16 protein-coding genes are annotated in these 19724 nt (G+C 57.5%); 9 read left to right on the top strand and 7 right to left on the bottom strand.

The window, feature by feature from the left end; all coding sequences use genetic code 11:
- The first annotated feature begins 8 nt into the window (after positions 1-8).
- Entirely contained in the window at positions 9-1601 is a 1593-nt protein-coding gene (locus DSD31_RS05840; protein ID WP_044350321.1) for a cyclic peptide export ABC transporter, read from the top strand.
- Between the two features lie 76 nt (positions 1602-1677).
- Here the strand turns inward: DSD31_RS05840 and DSD31_RS05835 are convergent, their stop codons facing one another.
- Entirely contained in the window at positions 1678-2439 is a 762-nt protein-coding gene (locus DSD31_RS05835) for a transporter substrate-binding domain-containing protein (RefSeq protein WP_004866701.1), read from the bottom strand.
- 316 nt (positions 2440-2755) lie between these two features.
- Between DSD31_RS05835 and DSD31_RS05830 the strand changes: the two genes are divergently transcribed.
- The 7 genes from DSD31_RS05830 to DSD31_RS05800 are packed head-to-tail and all read left to right on the top strand — an operon-like array spanning position 2756 to position 9718.
- Entirely contained in the window at positions 2756-3625 is an 870-nt protein-coding gene (locus DSD31_RS05830) for a MurR/RpiR family transcriptional regulator (RefSeq protein WP_004866702.1), read from the top strand.
- 37 nt (positions 3626-3662) lie between these two features.
- Positions 3663-4247 carry a D-alanyl-D-alanine dipeptidase gene (ddpX, locus tag DSD31_RS05825; protein ID WP_069476499.1) on the top strand — a complete coding sequence of 195 codons (585 nt, stop codon included), beginning with the start codon at positions 3663-3665 and terminating at the stop codon, positions 4245-4247.
- 2 nt (positions 4248-4249) lie between these two features.
- Positions 4250-5806, top strand: a complete 1557-nt coding sequence (locus DSD31_RS05820; protein ID WP_369974013.1) for an ABC transporter substrate-binding protein — start codon at positions 4250-4252, stop codon at positions 5804-5806.
- A gap of 54 nt (positions 5807-5860) precedes the next feature.
- Positions 5861-6880, top strand: coding sequence for an ABC transporter permease (locus DSD31_RS05815; protein ID WP_004866710.1), 1020 nt, complete (start codon positions 5861-5863; stop codon positions 6878-6880).
- Positions 6881-7777, top strand: coding sequence for a D,D-dipeptide ABC transporter permease (ddpC, locus tag DSD31_RS05810; protein WP_032724284.1), 897 nt, complete (start codon positions 6881-6883; stop codon positions 7775-7777).
- The gene (locus DSD31_RS05805) at positions 7774-8760 is read left to right on the top strand and encodes an ABC transporter ATP-binding protein (RefSeq protein WP_004866715.1); all 987 of its coding nucleotides are present in this window, start codon (positions 7774-7776) and stop codon (positions 8758-8760) included. Before ddpC ends, DSD31_RS05805 begins: the two co-directional genes overlap by 4 nt.
- Positions 8753-9718, top strand: a complete 966-nt coding sequence (locus tag DSD31_RS05800; protein WP_004866718.1) for an oligopeptide/dipeptide ABC transporter ATP-binding protein — start codon at positions 8753-8755, stop codon at positions 9716-9718. The genes DSD31_RS05805 and DSD31_RS05800 overlap by 8 nt, the downstream gene beginning before the upstream one ends.
- On the opposite strand, the gene DSD31_RS05795 is transcribed toward DSD31_RS05800, so the two are convergent.
- The 5 genes from DSD31_RS05795 to exaC all read right to left on the bottom strand — a co-directional run bounded on the left by DSD31_RS05795 (position 9715) and on the right by exaC (position 17046).
- Positions 9715-10821, bottom strand: a complete 1107-nt coding sequence (locus tag DSD31_RS05795; RefSeq protein WP_015585901.1) for a fimbrial protein — start codon at positions 10819-10821, stop codon at positions 9715-9717. The two genes, DSD31_RS05800 and DSD31_RS05795, sit on opposite strands and share 4 nt — an antisense overlap.
- 16 nt (positions 10822-10837) lie before the next feature.
- Positions 10838-13333 (bottom strand): fimbria/pilus outer membrane usher protein, encoded by a 2496-nt coding sequence (locus DSD31_RS05790; RefSeq protein WP_113990878.1) that lies wholly within the window; start codon positions 13331-13333, stop codon positions 10838-10840.
- Between the two features lie 74 nt (positions 13334-13407).
- Positions 13408-14076 carry a fimbrial biogenesis chaperone gene (locus tag DSD31_RS05785; RefSeq protein WP_369974012.1) on the bottom strand — a complete coding sequence of 223 codons (669 nt, stop codon included), beginning with the start codon at positions 14074-14076 and terminating at the stop codon, positions 13408-13410.
- A gap of 96 nt (positions 14077-14172) precedes the next feature.
- The gene (locus tag DSD31_RS05780) at positions 14173-14769 is read right to left on the bottom strand and encodes a fimbrial protein (protein WP_004866728.1); all 597 of its coding nucleotides are present in this window, start codon (positions 14767-14769) and stop codon (positions 14173-14175) included.
- A 756-nt stretch (positions 14770-15525) separates the two neighbouring features.
- Positions 15526-17046 carry an acetaldehyde dehydrogenase ExaC gene (exaC, locus tag DSD31_RS05775; RefSeq protein ID WP_004866732.1) on the bottom strand — a complete coding sequence of 507 codons (1521 nt, stop codon included), beginning with the start codon at positions 17044-17046 and terminating at the stop codon, positions 15526-15528.
- Positions 17047-17296: 250 nt separating this feature from the next.
- Here exaC and DSD31_RS05770 point away from each other — a divergent pair, with 250 nt between their 5' ends.
- A complete protein-coding gene (locus DSD31_RS05770; protein ID WP_004866736.1) occupies positions 17297-19093 on the top strand; it encodes a sigma-54-dependent Fis family transcriptional regulator in 1797 nt (598 codons plus the stop codon).
- Positions 19094-19100: 7 nt separating this feature from the next.
- Here the strand turns inward: DSD31_RS05770 and DSD31_RS05765 are convergent, their stop codons facing one another.
- Positions 19101-19697 (bottom strand): undecaprenyl-diphosphatase, encoded by a 597-nt coding sequence (locus DSD31_RS05765; RefSeq protein ID WP_075808275.1) that lies wholly within the window; start codon positions 19695-19697, stop codon positions 19101-19103.
- Positions 19698-19724 lie beyond the last annotated feature (27 nt).

The following is a 19724-nucleotide window of genomic DNA, read 5'->3' as shown; positions in this document are numbered from 1 at the left end:
AATGCCGCATGTCGGTTTTGTTGATTTTATTTCGTATGGTCGGCGGCTGGCTGCTGCTGGCGGTTGTCGCCGGGTTAATCAGCGGGTTTAGCAATGCGTCGCTGCTGGCTATGATTAACCACAGTCTGACGCTGCCGCAGGAGAAAAGCGCTCTCGCTCCGGGAATACAGTTTGCGCTGCTGGCGTTGCTGATGCTGGCGACCCGGATTGTCTCGCAGACCACGTTTATGTTTCTCGGGCAGAAAGTAAAGGCGCACCTGCGCGGCGAGCTCACCCGCCACGTCAGCGAGACCCGCTGGCTGTCGCTGGAGCGTGCCGGGATGGCGAAAACGGTGTCAGTGCTGACTCAGGATCTTGACACCCTGGTGGTATTTTTTGTCAGCCTGCCAAACCTGTTTATCTACGGCGCGGTCATTATCGGCTGCCTGATTTACCTCGCCACCCTCTCCGCCAGCGTTCTCGCACTGGCGCTGGTGGCGATAGCCCTCGGCACTCTGGGCTATCGCGCCGCCCACGGCCGGGCGATCGGCCTGCTGCGCCGGTCGCGACAGCGGGAAGACACCTTGATTCAACAGTGCAAAAAACTGTTCGACGGCGGACGCGAATACCGGCTTAATGCCGCTCGCCGCCAGCGATTTGTGTATGGCGAGCTGGCGGACAACATTGAAGCCGTCCGCCGGGAACGGACCCGCGGGTATGTCCTCTACGGGCTGGCCACCAGCTGGGGAAGTATTCTGTTTTTTGCCTTTATCGGCCTGGTGCTGTTCGGCCTGCGGGACTCCCTGACGCTGGATCCGGCGGCCATCACCGGCTACGTCATGATCTTTCTCTACATGATTGTGCCGGTCGAAGGCGTGCTGTCATCGCTGCCAACGATTGCCAGCGCCCGGGTGGCGCTCCAGCGGGTGCAGCACCTGCGTGACCATCTGCCCCCGGAACAGCCGCAGCGCCCGCTGCCTGCGGTGCCCTTTCGCTCCCTGACGCTGCAAGAGGTTCGCTATCAGTACCAGGGAGAAGATGGCGAACGCTTTACCCTCGGGCCGCTGAATCTGCAGTTTACGCCCGGGGAACTGGTGTTTGTGGTCGGCGGCAACGGCAGCGGCAAAACCACGCTCGCCAATCTGCTGGTCGGCCTTTATCCTCCGGATAGCGGGGCCATTTTACTGAACGGCAGCAAGATTGCCGCCGACCAGCAGGCAGGCTATCGCCAGCTGTTCTCTGTGGTTTTCAGCGATTTTTTTCTTTTTGACGACGTGGCGTTTATCCATGAGCGGACGCCCGCGCAGGTGGCGCATTTGCTGCATCTGCTAAAGCTCAGTCATAAAGTACGTTTCCAGAACGGCCGTTTTTCGACGACCGCCCTCTCGCAGGGACAGCGCAAGCGGCTGGCGCTGCTGCAGGCCTGGCTGGAGGCGCGCCCGCTGTATCTGTTTGATGAGTGGGCCGCCGATCAGGACCCGGAGTTTAAGGCCGTGTTTTACCTGGAGCTGTTGCCAATGCTCAAAGCCGAAGGCCGGACCATCGTCGCGATCACCCACGACGACCGCTACTTTTACCTGGCGGATCGGATTATCAAGCTGGAGTCTGGGCAGGTTGTGTAGTCCGCGCGTGCTCCGCGCAGAGGCGCGATTTCGCGGAGATATCTTTACCCGTCGGTAAGGTTATCTCCGCCGGCACCTATTCGTGAATCTTCCATTTTTGTTTGAGGATATTTTTATCCTGACTGTCCAGCCAGCGGTTCACCTTCTCCAGCAGCGGCTGATTATCTTTGTTCATCATATAGACTTTAAAACTGGCGGTGCCCGGGAAGGGTTTATCCGTCGCGACGCAGAAGACACCGGGCTCTTTGTTCTCGTAATAGACGCCTTCAATCAGGTCGGTGACCATCATATCGGCGGTTTTCTGGCGTAACGCCTCGAGATTATCGACGTTATTTTTGACCCTGATAATCTGCGCATGTTTGAGATGAGCATCGACGTAGCTCTGATTGGTGCCGCCCGGGTTAACAATCACTTTCACATTGGGGCGGTCAATCTTTTCCAGGCTGCCGAGTGCCGGGGCCGCCATACAGTTCGCCAGGGCGATTTTTCCGTTTGCCACCACCGGATGGCTGAGGGCGAAATCTTTAGCCCGTTCCGGGGTTTCAGTGACACCGCCCATCGCAATATCAAACTTATCGGCCTTCAGATCGCTGGAAAGCGTCGGCCAGCTGGTCAGCACAAAGGTGACCTTAAGCCCCAGCTTCTGCCCCAGATCCTTTGCCATATCCACGTCGTAACCGCGCAGTTCGCCCGCTTCGTTGTGGAACGCCAGCGGAGCATAGTCGCCCGGAACGCCCACTTTCAACTCACCGCTTTGTTGAATCGCCTGCAGATCCCGCGCCTGGCTACCGCAGGCAATACTCGCGAGTACGAAGGTCAGACAGACCTTTAAGTTCATACCATCATCCTTATCAATACGTGGGTTTTGTGAAGGTTTTGCACGATTCCAGCGCGCTTTATTTTCTGCTCATTTGTTGCACAGATTACAACATTGTTAATCGTATGTTTTATTTTTGTGATGCACAACCAGGAAACGTTGCACTTTCTTTGTGCATATTCTGGCGAAAATATACGCTCTTTGTTCGCCTGCCTCGCGCATTTTCCCAGTGATACCGCAAAAAACGGTTTTCCGGAACAGATGGCATGCATCGTGCTTTGTTAGTTGAGTAACACAATGCGGGTTCATGAGAGAGAAATCTCATTGAGAGGCGGGTATGAACGATAACTCCAGGCTGTTTCGCACCATCGAGTCGATATTTAGTCAGCTGACGCCAAGTGAAAAACGCATCGGCAGCTGGCTACTGAGCCATCGGGAACATATTCCCTATGAAACGGCCGATAGCATTGCGCTGGCGACCGGTACCAGCGGGATCACCGTCGGCCGCTGCCTGCGCAAACTCGGCTATCGCAACCTCGACGACGTCAAAAACGGTCTGAAAGATCATACCCCGGCGCCCTATAAACACTGGGGCGTCATCGACCGCCTCGACTCCTGGGCGCAGCAGCAAACCCAGCCCGATCGCGCCAGCCTGTCGCTGCAGATGGAGCTGGATGCGATCCGCTATGTTTATCAGCTGGCGCAGGAAGAGACCTTCGCCCGGGTCAGCACGCGGATCGCCCAGGCCGATACGGTGATTGTGCTCGGGATCCAGTCCACGCGAGGCATCGCCAACAGCTTTTTTAGCCATCTCGAATACCTGCGCCCGCGCGTGACCTATGCCGACGGCAGTTCCGGTAGCTGGCTGGAGTCGCTGAACTCCGAATACGCACACCCTTACATCATCCTGACGGATACCCGCGCCTACTCCAGCACCGCCCGCCAGTTCTGTCGGGTTGCCGCCGAGCGGCGCATTGCCACCGCGCTGGTCACCGATATCTGGTGTCCGTGGGCCCGCGACTATCCGGTCGATCTGCTGCAGGTCAAAACCGATACCGGTCATTTTTGGGATTCCCTCGCCCCAATCAGCTGTCTTTTCAACCTGCTGCTCTCCGCGGTCGTCGAGCAACTCGGCCCGACGCTGTCGCGCCGGCTGGCCGAAAACCGGGCGCTGCAGCAGGAATTTGGTCAATTTGAACGTGAATAAGCGCCTGCTCGTCAGGCTCCAGGACAGGAAACAACAGATGAATCAGCAAGTCACTCTGGTCGATATCCGCGCGCGCTTTCCGGCGCTGGCTATCGATCTCAAGTACGCCAGCGCCGATAACATTACCGGCCAGCCCATCTATGCCGAAGCCCGCTGCCTGCTGCACCCGGATGCGGCGGCGGCGCTGGAGAGATCCCTGCGCATCGCACAGCTGGCGGGCCTGAATCTGCAGGTTCTCGATGCCTATCGTCCGCAGCAGGCGCAGCAGTTGCTGTGGAACGCCTGTCCGAACCAGGACTACGTGGTGCCGATTGCGCTGGGTTCGAACCACAGCCGCGGTACCGCTATTGATGTGACGTTAATCGACGAAAACGGCCAGCCGCTGGATATGGGCACCGCCTTCGATGAGATGGACGATCTCTCTCACCCTTATCACCCGGTGGTTCCCCAGGCCGCCCAACGTAACCGCCTGCTATTGAACGCCATTATGTTTGGCGGCGGCTTTAAGGGTATTTCCACGGAATGGTGGCACTTCGAATTACCGGATGCGGCCGGTTATCCGCTCCTTGACGATGTTTTCGCCTGCCTGTCCCCCGCTCACACTGACGGAGTCATTCCATGAATATGAGTCGCACCTCTTTTACCGGTTTTCGCCCGCTGCTGTTGGCCGTTGCGCTGGCAGCGGCTATCGCCCCGGCTTATGCTGCCGTGCCCAAAGATATGCTGGTCATCGGTAAAGCCGCCGATCCGCAGACGCTCGACCCGGCCGTCACTATTGATAATAACGACTGGACGGTCACCTACCCGGCCTATCAGCGGCTGGTCAAATACAAAACCCAGGACGGGAAAGGCTCAACGGACGTCGAGGGCGACCTGGCCGAAAGCTGGCAGGTCTCTGATGACGGTAAAACCTGGACCTTTTCACTGCACAAAAACATGCAGTTTGACGACGGCACGCCGGTCACCGCCGAAGCGGTAAAACTCTCTTTCGAACGCCTGATGCGCATTAAGCAAGGTCCTTCGGAAGCCTTCCCGAGCGGGCTGAAAATTGAGGCCGTGGATCCCGCCACGGTGCGCTTCATCCTGCCGGACTCGTTCGCTCCGTTCCTCCACACCCTGGCCAATGATGGCGCGTCGATCGTCAACCCGGCGGTCCTGAAGGCCAACGCCGCCGATGACGCCCGCGCCTGGCTGGCGGAACACACCGCCGGCTCGGGAGCCTATATGCTGCAGCGCTGGCAGAAAGGCCAGCAGCTGGTGCTGGTGCCCAACCCGCACTTCAGCGGCACGAAGCCGACCTTTAAACGCGTGACGGTGAAGATTATTGGTGAAAGCGCCGCCCGCCGTCTGCAGCTGACCAAGGGCGATCTGGATATTGCCGATGCGCTGCCGGTCGACCAGTTTGCGGCCCTGAAGAAGCAGGATAGCGTGGCGGTGTATGACTATCCGGCGCTACGCGTGACCTACCTGTATCTCAACAACAGCAAAGCGCCGATGAATCAGGTCGATTTACGCCGCGCCGTCTCCTGGGCCACCGATTATCAAGGGATGGTCAGCGGCATTCTCGGCGGCAACGGCAAACAGATGCGCGGCCCAATCCCCGACGGTATGTGGGGCTTTGACCCGAGCGCGATGCAGTATTCCCTTGATATGGATAAAGCCAAAGCCGCGCTGGCCAACGTCGCCGATAAGCCAAAAACCCTGTCGTTCCTCTACTCCGATAACGACCCGAACTGGGAGCCGATTGCGCTCTCCACCCAGGCAAATCTGCAAACCCTCGGCATCCAGGTGAAGCTGGAAAAACTGGCTAACGCCACCATGCGCGAGCGCATTGGTAAAGGGGATTACGATATCGCTATCGGCAACTGGAGCCCGGATTTCGCCGACCCCTATATGTTCATGAACTACTGGTTCGAGTCAGATAAAAAAGGGCTGCCGGGCAACCGTTCGTTCTATGCCAACCCGCAGGTTGACGCGCTGCTCAAACAGGCCGTCGCCACTACCGACCAGACAGAACGCACCCGGGATTATCAGGCGGCGCAGAAAACCGTTATCGATGAGGCCGCCTACGTCTATCTGTTCCAGAAGAACTACCAGGTGGCGATGAATAAAGAGGTCAAGGGCTTCGTCTTCAACCCGATGCTTGAGCAGATTTTCAATATTGCCGATATGCACAAATAGCGCATCTTAACCTTGTGATGCCGGGCCGTCGCGGGCCCGGCAGAGGGCGTCATCATGAGTTTCTGGGGTTTAATTCGACAACGCAGTTGGGGGCTGGTCCTCGTCGTCGCCGGCGTCTGCGTGATCACCTTTATTATTTCGCACCTCATTCCCGGCGATCCGGCGCGGCTGCTGGCAGGCGATCGCGCGAGCGACGAAATCGTCCGCCATATCCGCCAGCAGCTGGGGCTGGATTTGCCGTTATGGCAGCAGTTTTTCCATTATGTCAACGCCCTGCTGCACGGCGATCTGGGGACCTCCATCCGTACCGGGCGTCCGGTGCTGGAAGATTTAAAGACCTTTTTCCCGGCCACGCTCGAACTGGCGATCTGCGCCCTGTTTATCGCGCTGGTGGTCGGCATTCCGCTGGGGGTACTTTCGGCGGTATATCGCAACCGCTGGACCGATCACCTGGTTCGCCTGATGGCGCTGACCGGAATCTCGACCCCGGCGTTCTGGCTGGGGCTGGGAGTGATTGTCCTGTTTTACGGCAAACTGGACTGGCTGCCCGGCAGCGGGCGCCTTGACGACTGGTTTGACCCGCCCACCCGCGTGACCGGCTTTTATCTGATCGATTCGCTGCTGGAAGGCAACATCGACGTGTTCTTTAACGCGCTGCAGCATCTGATTCTGCCGGCAACCACGCTGGCCTTCGTCCACCTGGGGATTGTCGCCCGGCAAATTCGCTCCGCCATGCTGGAGCAGCTGAGTGAAGATTATATCCGCACGGCGCTGGCCAGCGGCCTGCCAAAATGGACCATCGTGATGCGCTATGCGCTGCCTAACGCGCTGATTCCCTCAGTCACGGTGCTGGGGCTGGCGCTGGGCGATCTGCTGTACGGCGCGGTGCTGACCGAAACCGTCTTTGCCTGGCCCGGAATGGGCGCCTACGTCGTCTCCTCTATTCAGGCGCTCGATTTCCCGGCGGTGATGGGCTTTGCCGTGGTGGTGTCCTTTGCTTACGTGCTGGTCAATCTGCTCGTCGACCTGCTCTATTTATGGATAGACCCGCGCATGGGTCGGGGAGAAAACTAAGTGATGATGACCCAGGAACGCCCCGGCGCTATCGAAAAAACCCGCCGCAACACCGTGTGGAAGCGCCGTCTGTGGCTGATACGCAAAAGCCCGCTGACGCTGATCGGCGGCGCCATTATGTTGATCATGCTGTTTTTGATGATCTTCTCGCCGTGGCTGGTACCGCACGATCCCAACGCAATCGATCTTACCGCCCGTCTGCAGGCGCCGTCGCTGTCCCACTGGTTCGGTACCGACGAGGTCGGTCGCGATCTGTTCAGTCGGGTGCTGATCGGTAGCCAGCAATCGATCGCCGCCGGCCTGGCGGTGGTGCTGATCGCCGGGATCAGCGGTTCGCTGCTGGGCTGCCTTTCCGGCGTGCTCGGCGGACGCAGCGATGCGCTGATCATGCGGCTGATGGATATCATGCTGTCGATCCCTTCGCTGGTGCTGACGATGGCGCTGGCCGCCGCGTTAGGCCCAAGCTTATTCAACGCCATGCTGGCGATCGCTATTGTGCGTATTCCGTTTTATGTCCGTCTGGCGCGGGGACAGACGCTGGTGGTGCGCCAGCACAGCTTCGTCGAAGCTTCGGTAACCTTCGGCGCCTCCCGCTGGCACCTGATCAGCTGGCATATTTTACGCAACGCCCTGCCGCCGCTGGTGGTGCAGGCATCGCTGGATATCGGCAGCGCCATTTTGATGGCGGCGACGCTAGGGTTTATCGGCCTCGGCGCGCAACAGCCTACCGCTGAGTGGGGCGCGATGGTGGCAAACGGTCGCAACTACGTCCTCGATCAGTGGTGGTACTGCGCCTTCCCGGGAGCGGCGATCTTGATCACCGCCGTCGGTTTTAATCTGTTTGGGGACGGGATCCAGGATTTACTGGATCCGAAGTCCGGAGGACGCAACGCATGAGTAATCGGGTTCTGACAATCGACAACGTCCGTTTGAGCTTCCCCGTCTACCAGGGGGAAGTACATGTACTGAACGCGGTCTCGATGCATATTGACCGCGGCGAAATCGTCGGCGTGGTGGGGGAATCGGGCTCCGGCAAATCCGTCACCGCCATGCTGGCGATGCGTCTGCTGCCGCCGGCAAGCTATCAGATTCACAGCGGTCAGGTGACGCTGATGGGAAACGATATTCTCAAGGCTTCAGAGCAAGAGATGCGCGATATCCGCGGCCGTCGGGTGGCGATGATTTTTCAGGAGCCGATGACCGCCCTGAATCCAACGCGGCGAATCGGCAAGCAGATGGTCGACGTTATTCGTCAGCATCGTCCCCTTTCTGCCCGCGAGGCGCGCGCCAGGGCGGTGGCGCTGCTGGCGGATATGCAGATCGCCGATCCGCAGCGGGTGATGGAGCGTTACCCCTTCGAACTCTCCGGCGGGATGCGCCAGCGGGTGATGATCGCCATCGCCTTTTCCTGCGAGCCCGACCTGCTGATTGCCGATGAACCGACCACCGCGCTGGACGTGACCGTTCAGCGCCAGGTGCTGCGCCTGCTAAAACAGAAAGCGCTGGCCACGGGCACCGCGGTGCTGTTTATCAGCCACGATATGGCGGTGGTTTCACAGATCTGCGATCGGCTGTACGTCATGTATGCCGGCGCGGTGATTGAAAGCGGATTAACACAGCAGGTGCTGCATCAGCCTCTGCATCCCTACTCCGTCGGCCTGCTCGACAGTGCCCCGGATAACGGCGAGCCGCGTTCGCTGCTGCGCTCAATTCCCGGCACGGTGCCGAATCTGGCGCGATTACCGGGCGGCTGCGCCTTTCGCGAACGCTGCTTTGCCGCCGGCGAGGGCTGCGGCATCACGCCGGTGCTCCGCCCGATAGAACAGACCGGGCAGCAGGCGGCCTGCTGGTACCCTCAACGGGAGAAAACGCATGTCTGAGATGCTGCTGAAACTGAACGATGTTCATCTTAACTTCCCGGCGCGTAAGAACTGGCGCGGCAAAGTCGTCGAACGGGTATATGCGCTAAACGGGCTGGATATCACGGCGTATCGCGGTGAAACCTTAGGTATCGTCGGCGAGTCCGGCTGCGGGAAAAGTACCCTTGCAAAGCTGCTGATGGGCATGCTTAAGCCCTCTCACGGCCAGTTTGAGCGCGCGACGACGTCCGGCAGCGGGCGTATGCAGATGGTGTTTCAGGATCCGCTCTCCTCACTGGATCCACGGCTACCGGTCTGGCGCACTATCACCGAGCCGGTGTGGATCCAGTCGCGCCCCAGTGAACAGGCCCGACGCCTTCTGGCTGAGCAGCTGGCGTTGCAGGTAGGTATCCGCCCGGAGTATCTCGACCGCCTGCCGCACGAGTTTTCCGGCGGCCAGCGCCAGCGCATTGCCATTGCCCGCGCGCTGTCGGCAAAGCCGGATATTATCGTGCTGGATGAGCCGACCTCGGCGCTGGATATTTCGGTACAGGCGCAGATCCTCAACCTGCTGGTCGAGCTGCAAAAACAGCAGAACCTGACCTATGTCCTGATTTCGCATAACGTGTCCGTAGTGCGCCATATGAGCGATCGCGTCGCCGTGATGTATCTCGGACAAATCGTTGAGATGGGCGAGGCGCGTCAGGTCCTCGATAACCCGGCCCATCCCTATACCCGGCTATTGATGGATTCGGTACCGCGTATCGGCTCAGCGCTGGGCGAAGCGCCGCGCAACACGGAATTACCCGGCAATCGCCATCTGCCCGAGGGCTGCTACTTCCGCGATCGCTGTCCGTTCGCCGGCGCGGGCTGCGAGAAACCGCAGCCGCTACGCCCGTCGGGTAACGGGACCGCGGCCCGTTGCTGGCAGGCGGAAGCGCTAATCGGTCAGCCGCTCAACGCCGGGAAGGCCCTCTAGTTGTATTCGAGCGCGAAGGTCGCCAGACCGTTAGCCCGTCCGGGCGTCACGACATCTCCCGTTTGCACGTATCGGGCGGTGAAGTTGATGCTTTCGGCCGCGGCGGCGTTCCCGCCCGCAATGTGCTTAAGAACCGGCAGGTTGCTGGATTCGTTGATTTTCACCGGGGTTCCCGCAGAGGGCGCCGGCGCGGGATTGTTGCCATAGCTTAGCTCGATTCCTACACCGCTCGCAGCCCCGTCGACTTTTTCCAGCGCCAGGGTATCGCTGACGCCGGGATCGGCGGTCACGCCAAAAAAACCAATACGGATATCGGTGGGCGTGGTGCAAGAGACCGGGATGCTGAAGGTCTGCGCCACCCCGGCTGCGGTGCTTTTGCCTTTGAATTCCGCTTTATTGACCGTACCCAGATTAACGTTAATCGTCGGGCGAGCCACCTGACAGCTACCGCTGGCGCCGATATCCACGTTGAGCGCAGCGAGGTCGATACTCACCGGCGCGCTGGCCGTTCGGGCGGTGCGGCTGCTGTCCTGCTCCTCGATGTATAAATTTCCTACCTGCGGCAGCCCCGGGACACTGGCGTGGTTGCCGCTGACCAACGCGACATCGCCGGTTTTATAAAAGGTGATATACGCCTTCACCACCACCTCCCGCTGGGCAAGCAGCGTTGACAGCTGTGAACTCTCGCAAACCGTCACGGATTCACTTCCAGCGGGTGCATTGCTGCCGTCAATATAGTGAACAGGACCGCCGCCGCACTGAAAGCCCAACGAATAGCCCATCCCGCTGAGCGCGGAGGCATAAACATGCTGGCCGTTAATGATTCGCGGCGAGCCGGCCGTGTTGATCTGCCGGTACACAATACGTTTCCAGCTGGCACCGGGCAGCTGCAGATCGCAAACGAAGTGAATACCGCCGCCGCTATCGGCCATTGCGTTGGTCATCTGCGTATCGGCGCGTAGCGTCGGCAAATAGCGAATGTTCGGCACGTTAATCGTCATCTGCCCTACGCGACCGCCGCAGCTCTCGGCCCATCCGGGTTGACTATAGATTGCCGACAATAACAGGCACAGCAACGCGACTAAACGAAAGCCGTAATACATGGCTTTTCTCCTCGGTTTACAAACAAAGACCCGCCGCAGTTTTCACCACATTCTGCTGCTGACGGTCGGAAAGATGAAAATGTAGCGAGCATTTCCGCGAAATGTTGTTATCGACCCAGTCCGCGTCGAGCGTACCCTCTTCCGGTATCCCACTGAGGTACACCTGGCCGCTATCGGCCACCATGCCTCCCGCTGCCGCCCCGGTGTCGTCCCCTTCGGGGTGCAAATGTACGCTGGCGCCAAACGGAATCGCCCCGTTCCTGTCGTGGAGGGTAAACAGCACGCGATTACCGATATGGGTCCGGTAGTTCGCCAGGACTATCGCGCCGCCGCCGGGAATCACGGTTTGCCCTTGTAGATCGACATCGGTGTCGTTGGTCATCGATTCAGTATCCAGGGTCAGGGTATTTTTTCGGTACACCGTTAAGGTCGGCACCACGGCATAGCCCCGCCCATCGGTGTGGATATTGCTCCCGTTCTGAATGGCCACATTCGCCGCGCCGGGCGCCCGAACGATAGCAAAGCTGTCGCCAACCGGTTGGCCTAATGTCACGCCGTAGGGATGCGCCACGAGCGAGCCGGCGGCTCCCCAGGTCAGCTGGTGACTTACGCGGTCATGGCGATAACCCAGCTGGGCGCTGCCGTATCCACCGTGGTAATCCAGAGCGGCACTACTGTTGCTCCCCTGCCCGGCATTAGCGTACCCCTGCTGAACGGAATAATAGAGATGAGGACGATGTGGCACCGAGCCATACATCGAAACCTGCTGCGAAGTGTGCCCATTGTTATCGGAGGTCGTGCTGTAACTCAGGGAGCTGTCCGCCAGCGGGCCACCCAGCGGAATATTGAGGTTAAATGACCAGGCGCTGTCCGCTTGATCATGATCGGCAGATTGCGTGTAGTAATAGCCCACTCCCCACGCGATCCCTTTCCAGGCGCTATAGAACCCCAGGTGCACCGTTTCATCGTGGCCGCTGCTGTGCCAGTAGTGCTGCGAGTAAGCAGAAATGGCCAGACTACTGAGAGAACCAACCGCCTGGGCAACGGAGAGCTCTTCCCGGCTACGTTTGTGATCAAGCTGTCCGTCCGGGCTTTCGAGCGCATTGGCCTCGCTAAAGTCGTCATAGCCGCTCGACGAGTAACGATAGCTGGCGAGGCTAAAAGAGGTGCCGGTCCGGACAAAATCTTTCTGATACTGCACGCGAAACGACTGCCCCACGGAGCGCGTGCTGGAAGGAGCGGTAGTGCTGGCCCAGGTGACGTCGCCGCCCAGCGATCCCAGCTCACCAAATCCTCGCCCGGCCCCCAACGCCCAGGCCTGATAATTCTGCGCCAGCTGAGTACCGCCGTATAAAGTCAACGCCGCAGGTAATCCATAAAAGAACGTTCCCTGCACAAATTCCGGCGCTCGAACCTGATGCTGACCGGCGTGATAGCGCCCGCCGCTAAGGCTGAATTTGCTTCGCCCCTCCCGGAGCATAAACGGCACGGCGGAATAAGGCTGGGTAAACGTCCGAACCGACCCGTCGCTCTCTTTCACCTGCACATCCAGATCGCCACTTTGTGCCGTCGGGTAGAGGTCTTTGATGGCAAAGGCCCCCGGCGAGACGAAGGTTTCATAGATAACGTAGCCGTGCTGCGAGACCGTTACTTTGGCATTGCTGTGCGCCATACCGCGAATCACCGGCGCAAAACCCCGCTGGCTGTCGGGCAGCATTTCATCGTCAGACATCAGCTGTACGCCGCGAAATGGCACGCTATCGAATACATCGCCGGTTGTGAAGGTATCGCCAATCCGCAGCAGGCTGTTGAGTGATTTCACATCTCGCTGCAACCAGGTGGTTTGGGAATGCCAGCGATACTGCCGATCGTACTGCATCGCCGAAATATTGCGTAAGCGCCAGGGCCCCAGGTTCGCCCCGCTGCGTAAATTCAGATAGCTTGACTGGGTGCGGGTATCAGACTGGCGAGTTTGCGCTCCGGTCAAATTGTAATTAACAAACGCCGCCGGGATCCCGTCATCCCAGCGCACCGGATCGACATAGCCGCGGCTTTGCGTGTTCATCGCTGCCTGAGGAATACGCATATTCAGACGCTGGCTGGCGAAATCAAAGCGGCTGCTGGCATCGGGAATATAGTGTTCAATCCGGGTGAAAGTTTCACCGTCATGCAGCGTGTTAAATGCGGTAAAGGCGCTGACGTTCACACCCAATTCGGCCAGTTGCGCGACGGTTAAAACCGGCTGCAGCGCCCCATTTTCCTCCACAAAGGTGATGGCCCCCTGACCGGCGTCCTGGTTGTTCACCCAGATGTTGACCGAATAAACCCCGGGCTGTTGGCCACCGGATTTAGCAAAATAGTGCAAGTCCGCCATTTTTTGCTGCGGGCTGGCAAACTCTAAGGCGGCCGGATCGAAGTAATCATCCGCCGATACCCGGGCGCTCTGACACAATAAACAGAGCAGCGGCGGCAGGCTTGCGATCAATCGGGAATCCCCGAACGGGGTCGCCATCACGGAATAGCCGTGAAGAATTACAGGGGACTTTTTTTTCACAATCGCTGACCTGGCAATGCAAAGCGCAAGGATTACTGCTGCGCGCTATCCGTAATACCGCCAAAATCATTAATGGCGCGCCACCTAATCGTCCCTGCACCGTTAACCGGCCACTCTTTGCGGGTTAACGGTCCAATCATGCCGGGTTCATCTATCTCTTTACCGCCCACCGAGAGGGAGAAAAAGGAGACAAAATAAGGCGTTGGGTTGTGCGCCACCAGTCGATTACCCTCCACTTTAAAGGTTAATTGCTGCCAGGCTTTCATCGGATCCCCGGCAAGGCTATTCGGTCGATAAAAAATCTTGAATTTAGATTTAATATTGACCTGGAGTTTATTCACATCCCCTTTTTGCGTCGGGGCTATGCTTTTTACATTCAGCCAATAAACGGATTCGCGATCGCGAGGAAGATCGGCGCCAATGAAATTAATTCGCAATACGTTTTCTTGATCCGGGTCGAGACGAAACAGCGGCGGCGTGACAATAAAAGGGACTGGTCCCTGCTCTTTTTCCACATAGTTTTCTACCCACGACTGCACCAGATAGGGGGAATGCGGATCCGCATTGCTCACTGAAATAGAGGCTTCACGTTTTCCTTCCTGATATATAACCCGGGTGCCGCCCATAATAATACCGGCCTGGGCCGCAGCGGCTAACAATAAAAAGGCAGCCGCGATACCGGCCAGCATGTTTTTCATAATCACAACCATCAGATAAGCGTCTGGAAAACAACGAATAAAAAAGAAACTATCCAGTAAATGCATAATAATGAGCAGGTAAACCTGCTCATTGATGTGTTAGTTGTAAACCATATTGAAGTTTGCCGTGCCGTTTGCCGCCCCGGCGGAAACCGCGCTGGTGGAGATATAATCGGCAAAAAACTCCAGATCCGCGGTCCCGGTGCTGGCTCCGCCGGCACCCGCAAGTACCGTCTGGTCACGTGATACCGTTCCGAGGTTAATCGGCGTGGCGCGGTCATCCTCATACAGTTTAATGGCTACGCCCTGGGCGCCACCGTTGACCGCCAGCAGATTGCTGTTGTTACTATCTCGGGTGCCGTCAAACAGCACCGCCACTTTGGTGACGGAGGCTGGACAATCTTTCACTTTAATGTGGAAGGCGGTTTTCGTGGTCTCAGAACCTGCGCCAGTAAAGAAGTTGCTTGCCCATTTGCCCAAATCGATTACCTGGCTGGCGCTGTTGCTATCAATATCGCAGGAGGTATCGGTAATTGAACCGGAGAATTCGATCTGGCCGCCCGTGCTTTGCGTCCCTGTGCTGGCGCCAGGGTTAACGGACAATGCGGAACGCGCGGGTTGTGACGGTGATGCTAATACTACGCCGGACACCAGAGCACCGACAATCATTGCCATAATACGAAATTGTGTCTTCATTATTTATCTCATTTCTAACATATATTTATAACAGATCGCGCCCAGGGCGGTGATGACCTGAGTGGTTCTGCTTGCAGATTGTCCATGTTAAAAATAATCGCGTTCCCTCTGCAGGATATTAAATGCACAGCAGGACCTTCCATTTAATTTATTTCAACACGTTCGTGAAATAATTTTTAAACGGAGGGACATAGCAAAACATTTAACACTGGAAGAAATGTTATTCCTGATAAAAATAAAAAACAATAATTTGTTATGTTAATGAAATAACGTTTTATTTTACATTTAAAATGTAATTCATCATTTTTGCCTGAATTGTTAATTATCAAACCCAAAAAACCAAACATCATAACAATAACGTACAACAACGCCACTTATTAATTAACAAATTTAATAAAAACCGCGCTATTCTGGTGAGATTTTTTCTGTGCAGGCGCAAGGCATAAACCCAGAATTAGGAATATTCTTAGTCGGGGTCATGTTATTTATTTTGTCACCCCCGAAATCATAATAACACTAATAAATACCTGTCCTTGTTTTCTCACGGTGGCATATTTCAAATGAAAGAATAAGTTGAATAAATTTCATATTTATCGATTTAATAAACATCATGCAAAGGCGCGGATCGCCGTTTTTAAAAGACGTGACAAGGATTGCCGACCAGTGGGACAGCCGACGGCATAAAAAAACCCGTCACCTCAGATACCGGTGACGGGTTTGAGCACCCCGCAGCAGGTCAGATATTCAGACCGGCAATTAAAACAGTCCTAACGGCGCGGTACCGTAGCTCACCAGCAGGTTTTTCGTCTGTTGATAAGCATCAAGGGCCATTTTATGAGTTTCACGACCGACGCCTGACTGTTTATAGCCGCCAAACGCGGCATGGGCCGGGTAGACGTGATAACAGTTGGTCCAGACACGACCGGCTTTAATCCCACGCCCCATTCGGTACGCCAGATTGCTGTCGCGGGTCCAGACGCCGGCGCCGAGCCCAAACTGAGTCTGGTTGGCTATTTCCAGCGCTTCTGCCTCATCTTTGAAGGTCGTGACGCCGATGACCGGGCCAAAAATCTCTTCCTGGAAGCTGCGCATATCATTGCGCCCCTTAATCAGGGTTGGCTGAATGTAGTAACCATTATCCAGTTCAGCCGTAATACTGGCGCGTTCTCCGCCGGTCAGGATCTGCCCCCCCTCTTCGCGGGCAATCTTAATGTACGACAGGATCTTATCGAACTGCTGGCGTGATGCCTGTGCTCCGATCATGGTGTCGGTATCAAAGGGATCGCCGCGGCGAATCTGGGCCACCTTCGCCATCACTCGCTCCATAAACGGCTCGTAGATGGATTCATGGATCAGGGCGCGCGATGGGCAGGTACATACTTCGCCCTGGTTGAAGAAGCCCAGCACCAGCCCCTCCACCGCCTTCTCGATAAACTCTTCTTCTCCGTCCATCACATCGGCAAAATAGATATTTGGCGACTTGCCGCCCAGCTCAACGGTGGCGGGAATAATGTTCTCCGCCGCGCAGGCCAGAATATGCCGTCCGACGGGCGTTGAGCCGGTAAAGGCAATTTTGGCAATACGCTTGCTGGTTGCCAGCGCTTCACCGGCCTCTTTACCGAAGCCCTGCACCACGTTCAGGACGCCCGGCGGGAAGAGGTCGCCAATAATTTCCAGCAGCAGCGTGATGCTCAGCGGCGTCTGCTCTGCCGGCTTGAGCACCACACAGTTCCCGGCCGCCAGCGCCGGCGCCAGCTTCCAGGCCGCCATCAGCAGCGGAAAGTTCCACGGAATAATTTGCCCGACTACGCCCAGCGGTTCATGGAAGTGATAGGCCACGGTGGTTTCATCAATTTCCGCAGTACTCCCCTCCTGTGCCCGCAGACAGCCGGCAAAATAGCGGAAGTGATCGACCGCTAACGGCAGATCGGCATTCAGCGTTTCGCGCACCGGTTTACCATTGTCCCAGCTTTCAGCAATCGCCAGATATTCCAGGTTCTCCTGAATCCGATCGGCGACCTGAAGCAGCAGGTTGGAACGATGCTGTACCGATGTTTTCCCCCAGGCTTCCGCGGCGCGGTGTGCGGCATCAAGAGCAAAATCGATATCTTTGGCATCGGAGCGGGGAAATTGTGCAATGTCACTCCCGTCCACGGGGGAGGTATTCATAAAGTATTCGCCGCCGAGCGGTTCGACAAATTGACCGTCAATATAGTTACCGTATGCGGACTTGAATGAAACTAAGGCGCCCGGGGTGCCAGGATGTGCATAACGCATTGCAATCTCCTTCTGTAGGGTTGAGGCGCAGCGGCGTATTGGTTTTTTGCTGTTGCCTGCTGCACAGAAGCTTATGCAGAGGTTATGCCAGATTTATTGAAGGAATAAATAGATAAACAATTCAATGCCATAAGATGTAATCCTGTATCGAATGGAGGCGTAATTTTGCTTATGTGTCGCAAATCGCAACACATGAGAAACCATAAAGCTACAATATTGCAACATCATCCATCCGACCCCGAGGTGCTCCGTGCAAGGTAATTCGTTTACTCTCGATCCCGAGGTAAAAACCAGCCCGTTGCTCAGCGATTCCTGGTTTCGTAGCCAGCAGTACGGCCTGGATCCCGCGACGGATGATTTCCCGCGCCTGGGTTCCGGCGAACTGGCAGATGCGCTGGCCAGCCATGCCCGGTTACAGCAGCTGACCCAGCCGGTGGTGAACACCCTGTCGCGAAAAGTGAGCGATCTCCAGTCGGTGGTGATCCTCTCTGACGCCAGCGGTCTGGTGCTGCAAACCTTCGGTAACATGCACGCCATGCAGAAAGCACAAAGCTTCGCGCTGGCTCCGGGAAATCTGTGGAGCGAGAGCGGGCGCGGTACCAACGCCATCGGTACCGCGCTGGCCATTGACGACAGCTGTGAAATCGACGGCCGCCAGCACTTCCTTACCCGCAATCAGGATCTCTATTGCGCCGCGATGCCGGTTCAGAGTCCGGACGGAAAAATTGCCGGGGTGCTGGATATTTCCGGCCCGGCCCACTTCCCGCACCCCCACACGCTGGCGTGGGTAAAAGAGGCCGCGAAGCAGATTGAATATCTGTGGGTAAAACAGAGTCTCCATCCGCAGCAGTGGCTGATGAGCCTGCACCTTCACCCCCACAAACTCGACAGCGTTGAAGAGCTGCTTCTGGTCTTTTCCGATAACGTGCTGACCGCCGGCAACCGCCTGGCGATGCGCGATCTGGGTCTGGATAGCGGACAACTCGGCCATATCACCTTTCAGCAGCTGTTTCCTCAGCTGGCGCAAACGGCGGTGAATGTTCCGCTGCCGCTGACCCACCAGCGACAAACCTATTACTACCGCCTGCGCGCGCCAACCCGAACCCACGTTGCGGTACCGGCTCCGGCCCCCGCGCCGACGCTGCCGGCCATCGAGCTGCCTTTCGCCAGTCAGCGTGAGGGGGAGAAGATGGTGCGTCTGCTGAATGCCGGCATTGCCCTGTGTATTGAAGGCGAAACCGGATGCGGCAAAGAGTTTGTCAGCCGCACGCTTCACCAGCACAGCCGCTGGCGCCACGGTAAATTCGTGGCTATCAACTGCGCGGCGATCCCCGAATCGCTGATTGAATCGGAGCTGTTTGGCTACCAGCCTGGCGCCTTTACCGGCGCCAGTAAGAATGGCTATATCGGTAAAATTCGCGAGGCGGATGGCGGCGTGCTGTTTCTCGATGAGATTGGCGATATGCCGATGCTGCTTCAGACCCGGCTGCTGCGGGTGCTACAGGAAAAAGAGGTTACGCCGCTCGGCGCCAGTCAGAGCGCTCCGGTCAGCTTTGCGCTTATTTGCGCCACCCACCGTAACCTGATGCAGCATGTTGCCGACGGTACGTTTCGCGAGGACCTGCTCTATCGCCTGCGCGAATTCGCCCTCACTATTCCGCCGCTGCGGGAGTGGCCACAGCTGCCGGCGTTTCTTCAGCAGCTATGGCAAACCCTCGGTGCCGAAGCGCGACACGTACAGCTCTCGCCTGCGCTCCTGACCCATCTCGCCACCCTTCCCTGGCCGGGCAACGTGCGCCAGCTACAAAGCCTGCTGAAGGTGCTGCTGGCGCTGGCTGATGAAGGAGAACAACTGGAGGTGGAGGATTTACCGGCGGAGTACCGGTCAGCCCCGGCTCCGGCTCCGTCACGCGGATTGCAGCAGCACGATGCCCAGCTGATTGCCGACACGCTGTCGACGTATAACGGTAATGTCAGTAAAGCGGCGCAGGCTCTGGGAGTCGCGCGCAGCACGCTCTACCGGCGCGCCGCGCGGACAAGAAACTAAACCTTAGCTACGGCGTAAAACGGGCCGGCAGCCAGGAAAACATGCGCTGGCTGATGGCTTCACAAATCCGCACCATTGCCGGCCCAAAGGCCTGCCAGACCCCTTTGCTCACCCAGACGGCAACCGCCGCCACCGCCGCTGCGCCGACCATATCCAGCGGAAAATGGACCCCGAGGAAAATGCGTGACCAGGCCACCGGCAGCGATGCGAGCAGGACAAACAGCCCGAGGCTGCGTAGACGCAGCGAAAGCAGCGCAAATGCCGCGCTGAACATCACCAGGCCGTGATCGCTCGGGAAGCCATTATCCGCCGGATGGCTGATCCAGGTATGGCCCAGCGGCATCATAAACGGCCGGGGGTGGAACCACAGCGAGCCGCAGAGATAGCCCAACGCAAGCGCCATCAGAATATTCAGCGTGCAAAACAGCGCCTGCCGGTGCCCCTGGCGGCCGCCTAAAAACCACAGACCGAGCAGAATAGCCGGAACGATAAAGATCATTCCGCTTGCGCAGAAGCGGGCTAGCGCCAGAAGGCTCTCCGACGTTCCCGGCTGAGCATTCAGCGCCAGAAAAGCGCTTTGGTTAACCGTTTCGAGTACATTCATTGCGAGGGTCCATGCCAGTCATATTAC

The sequence above is a fragment of the Klebsiella sp. X13 genome (assembly GCF_003323835.1).
Lineage (GTDB): Bacteria > Pseudomonadota > Gammaproteobacteria > Enterobacterales > Enterobacteriaceae > Klebsiella > Klebsiella ornithinolytica.
Note: the sequence above shows the minus strand (reverse complement) of the source record. Positions and strands in the feature narration are given on the sequence as shown.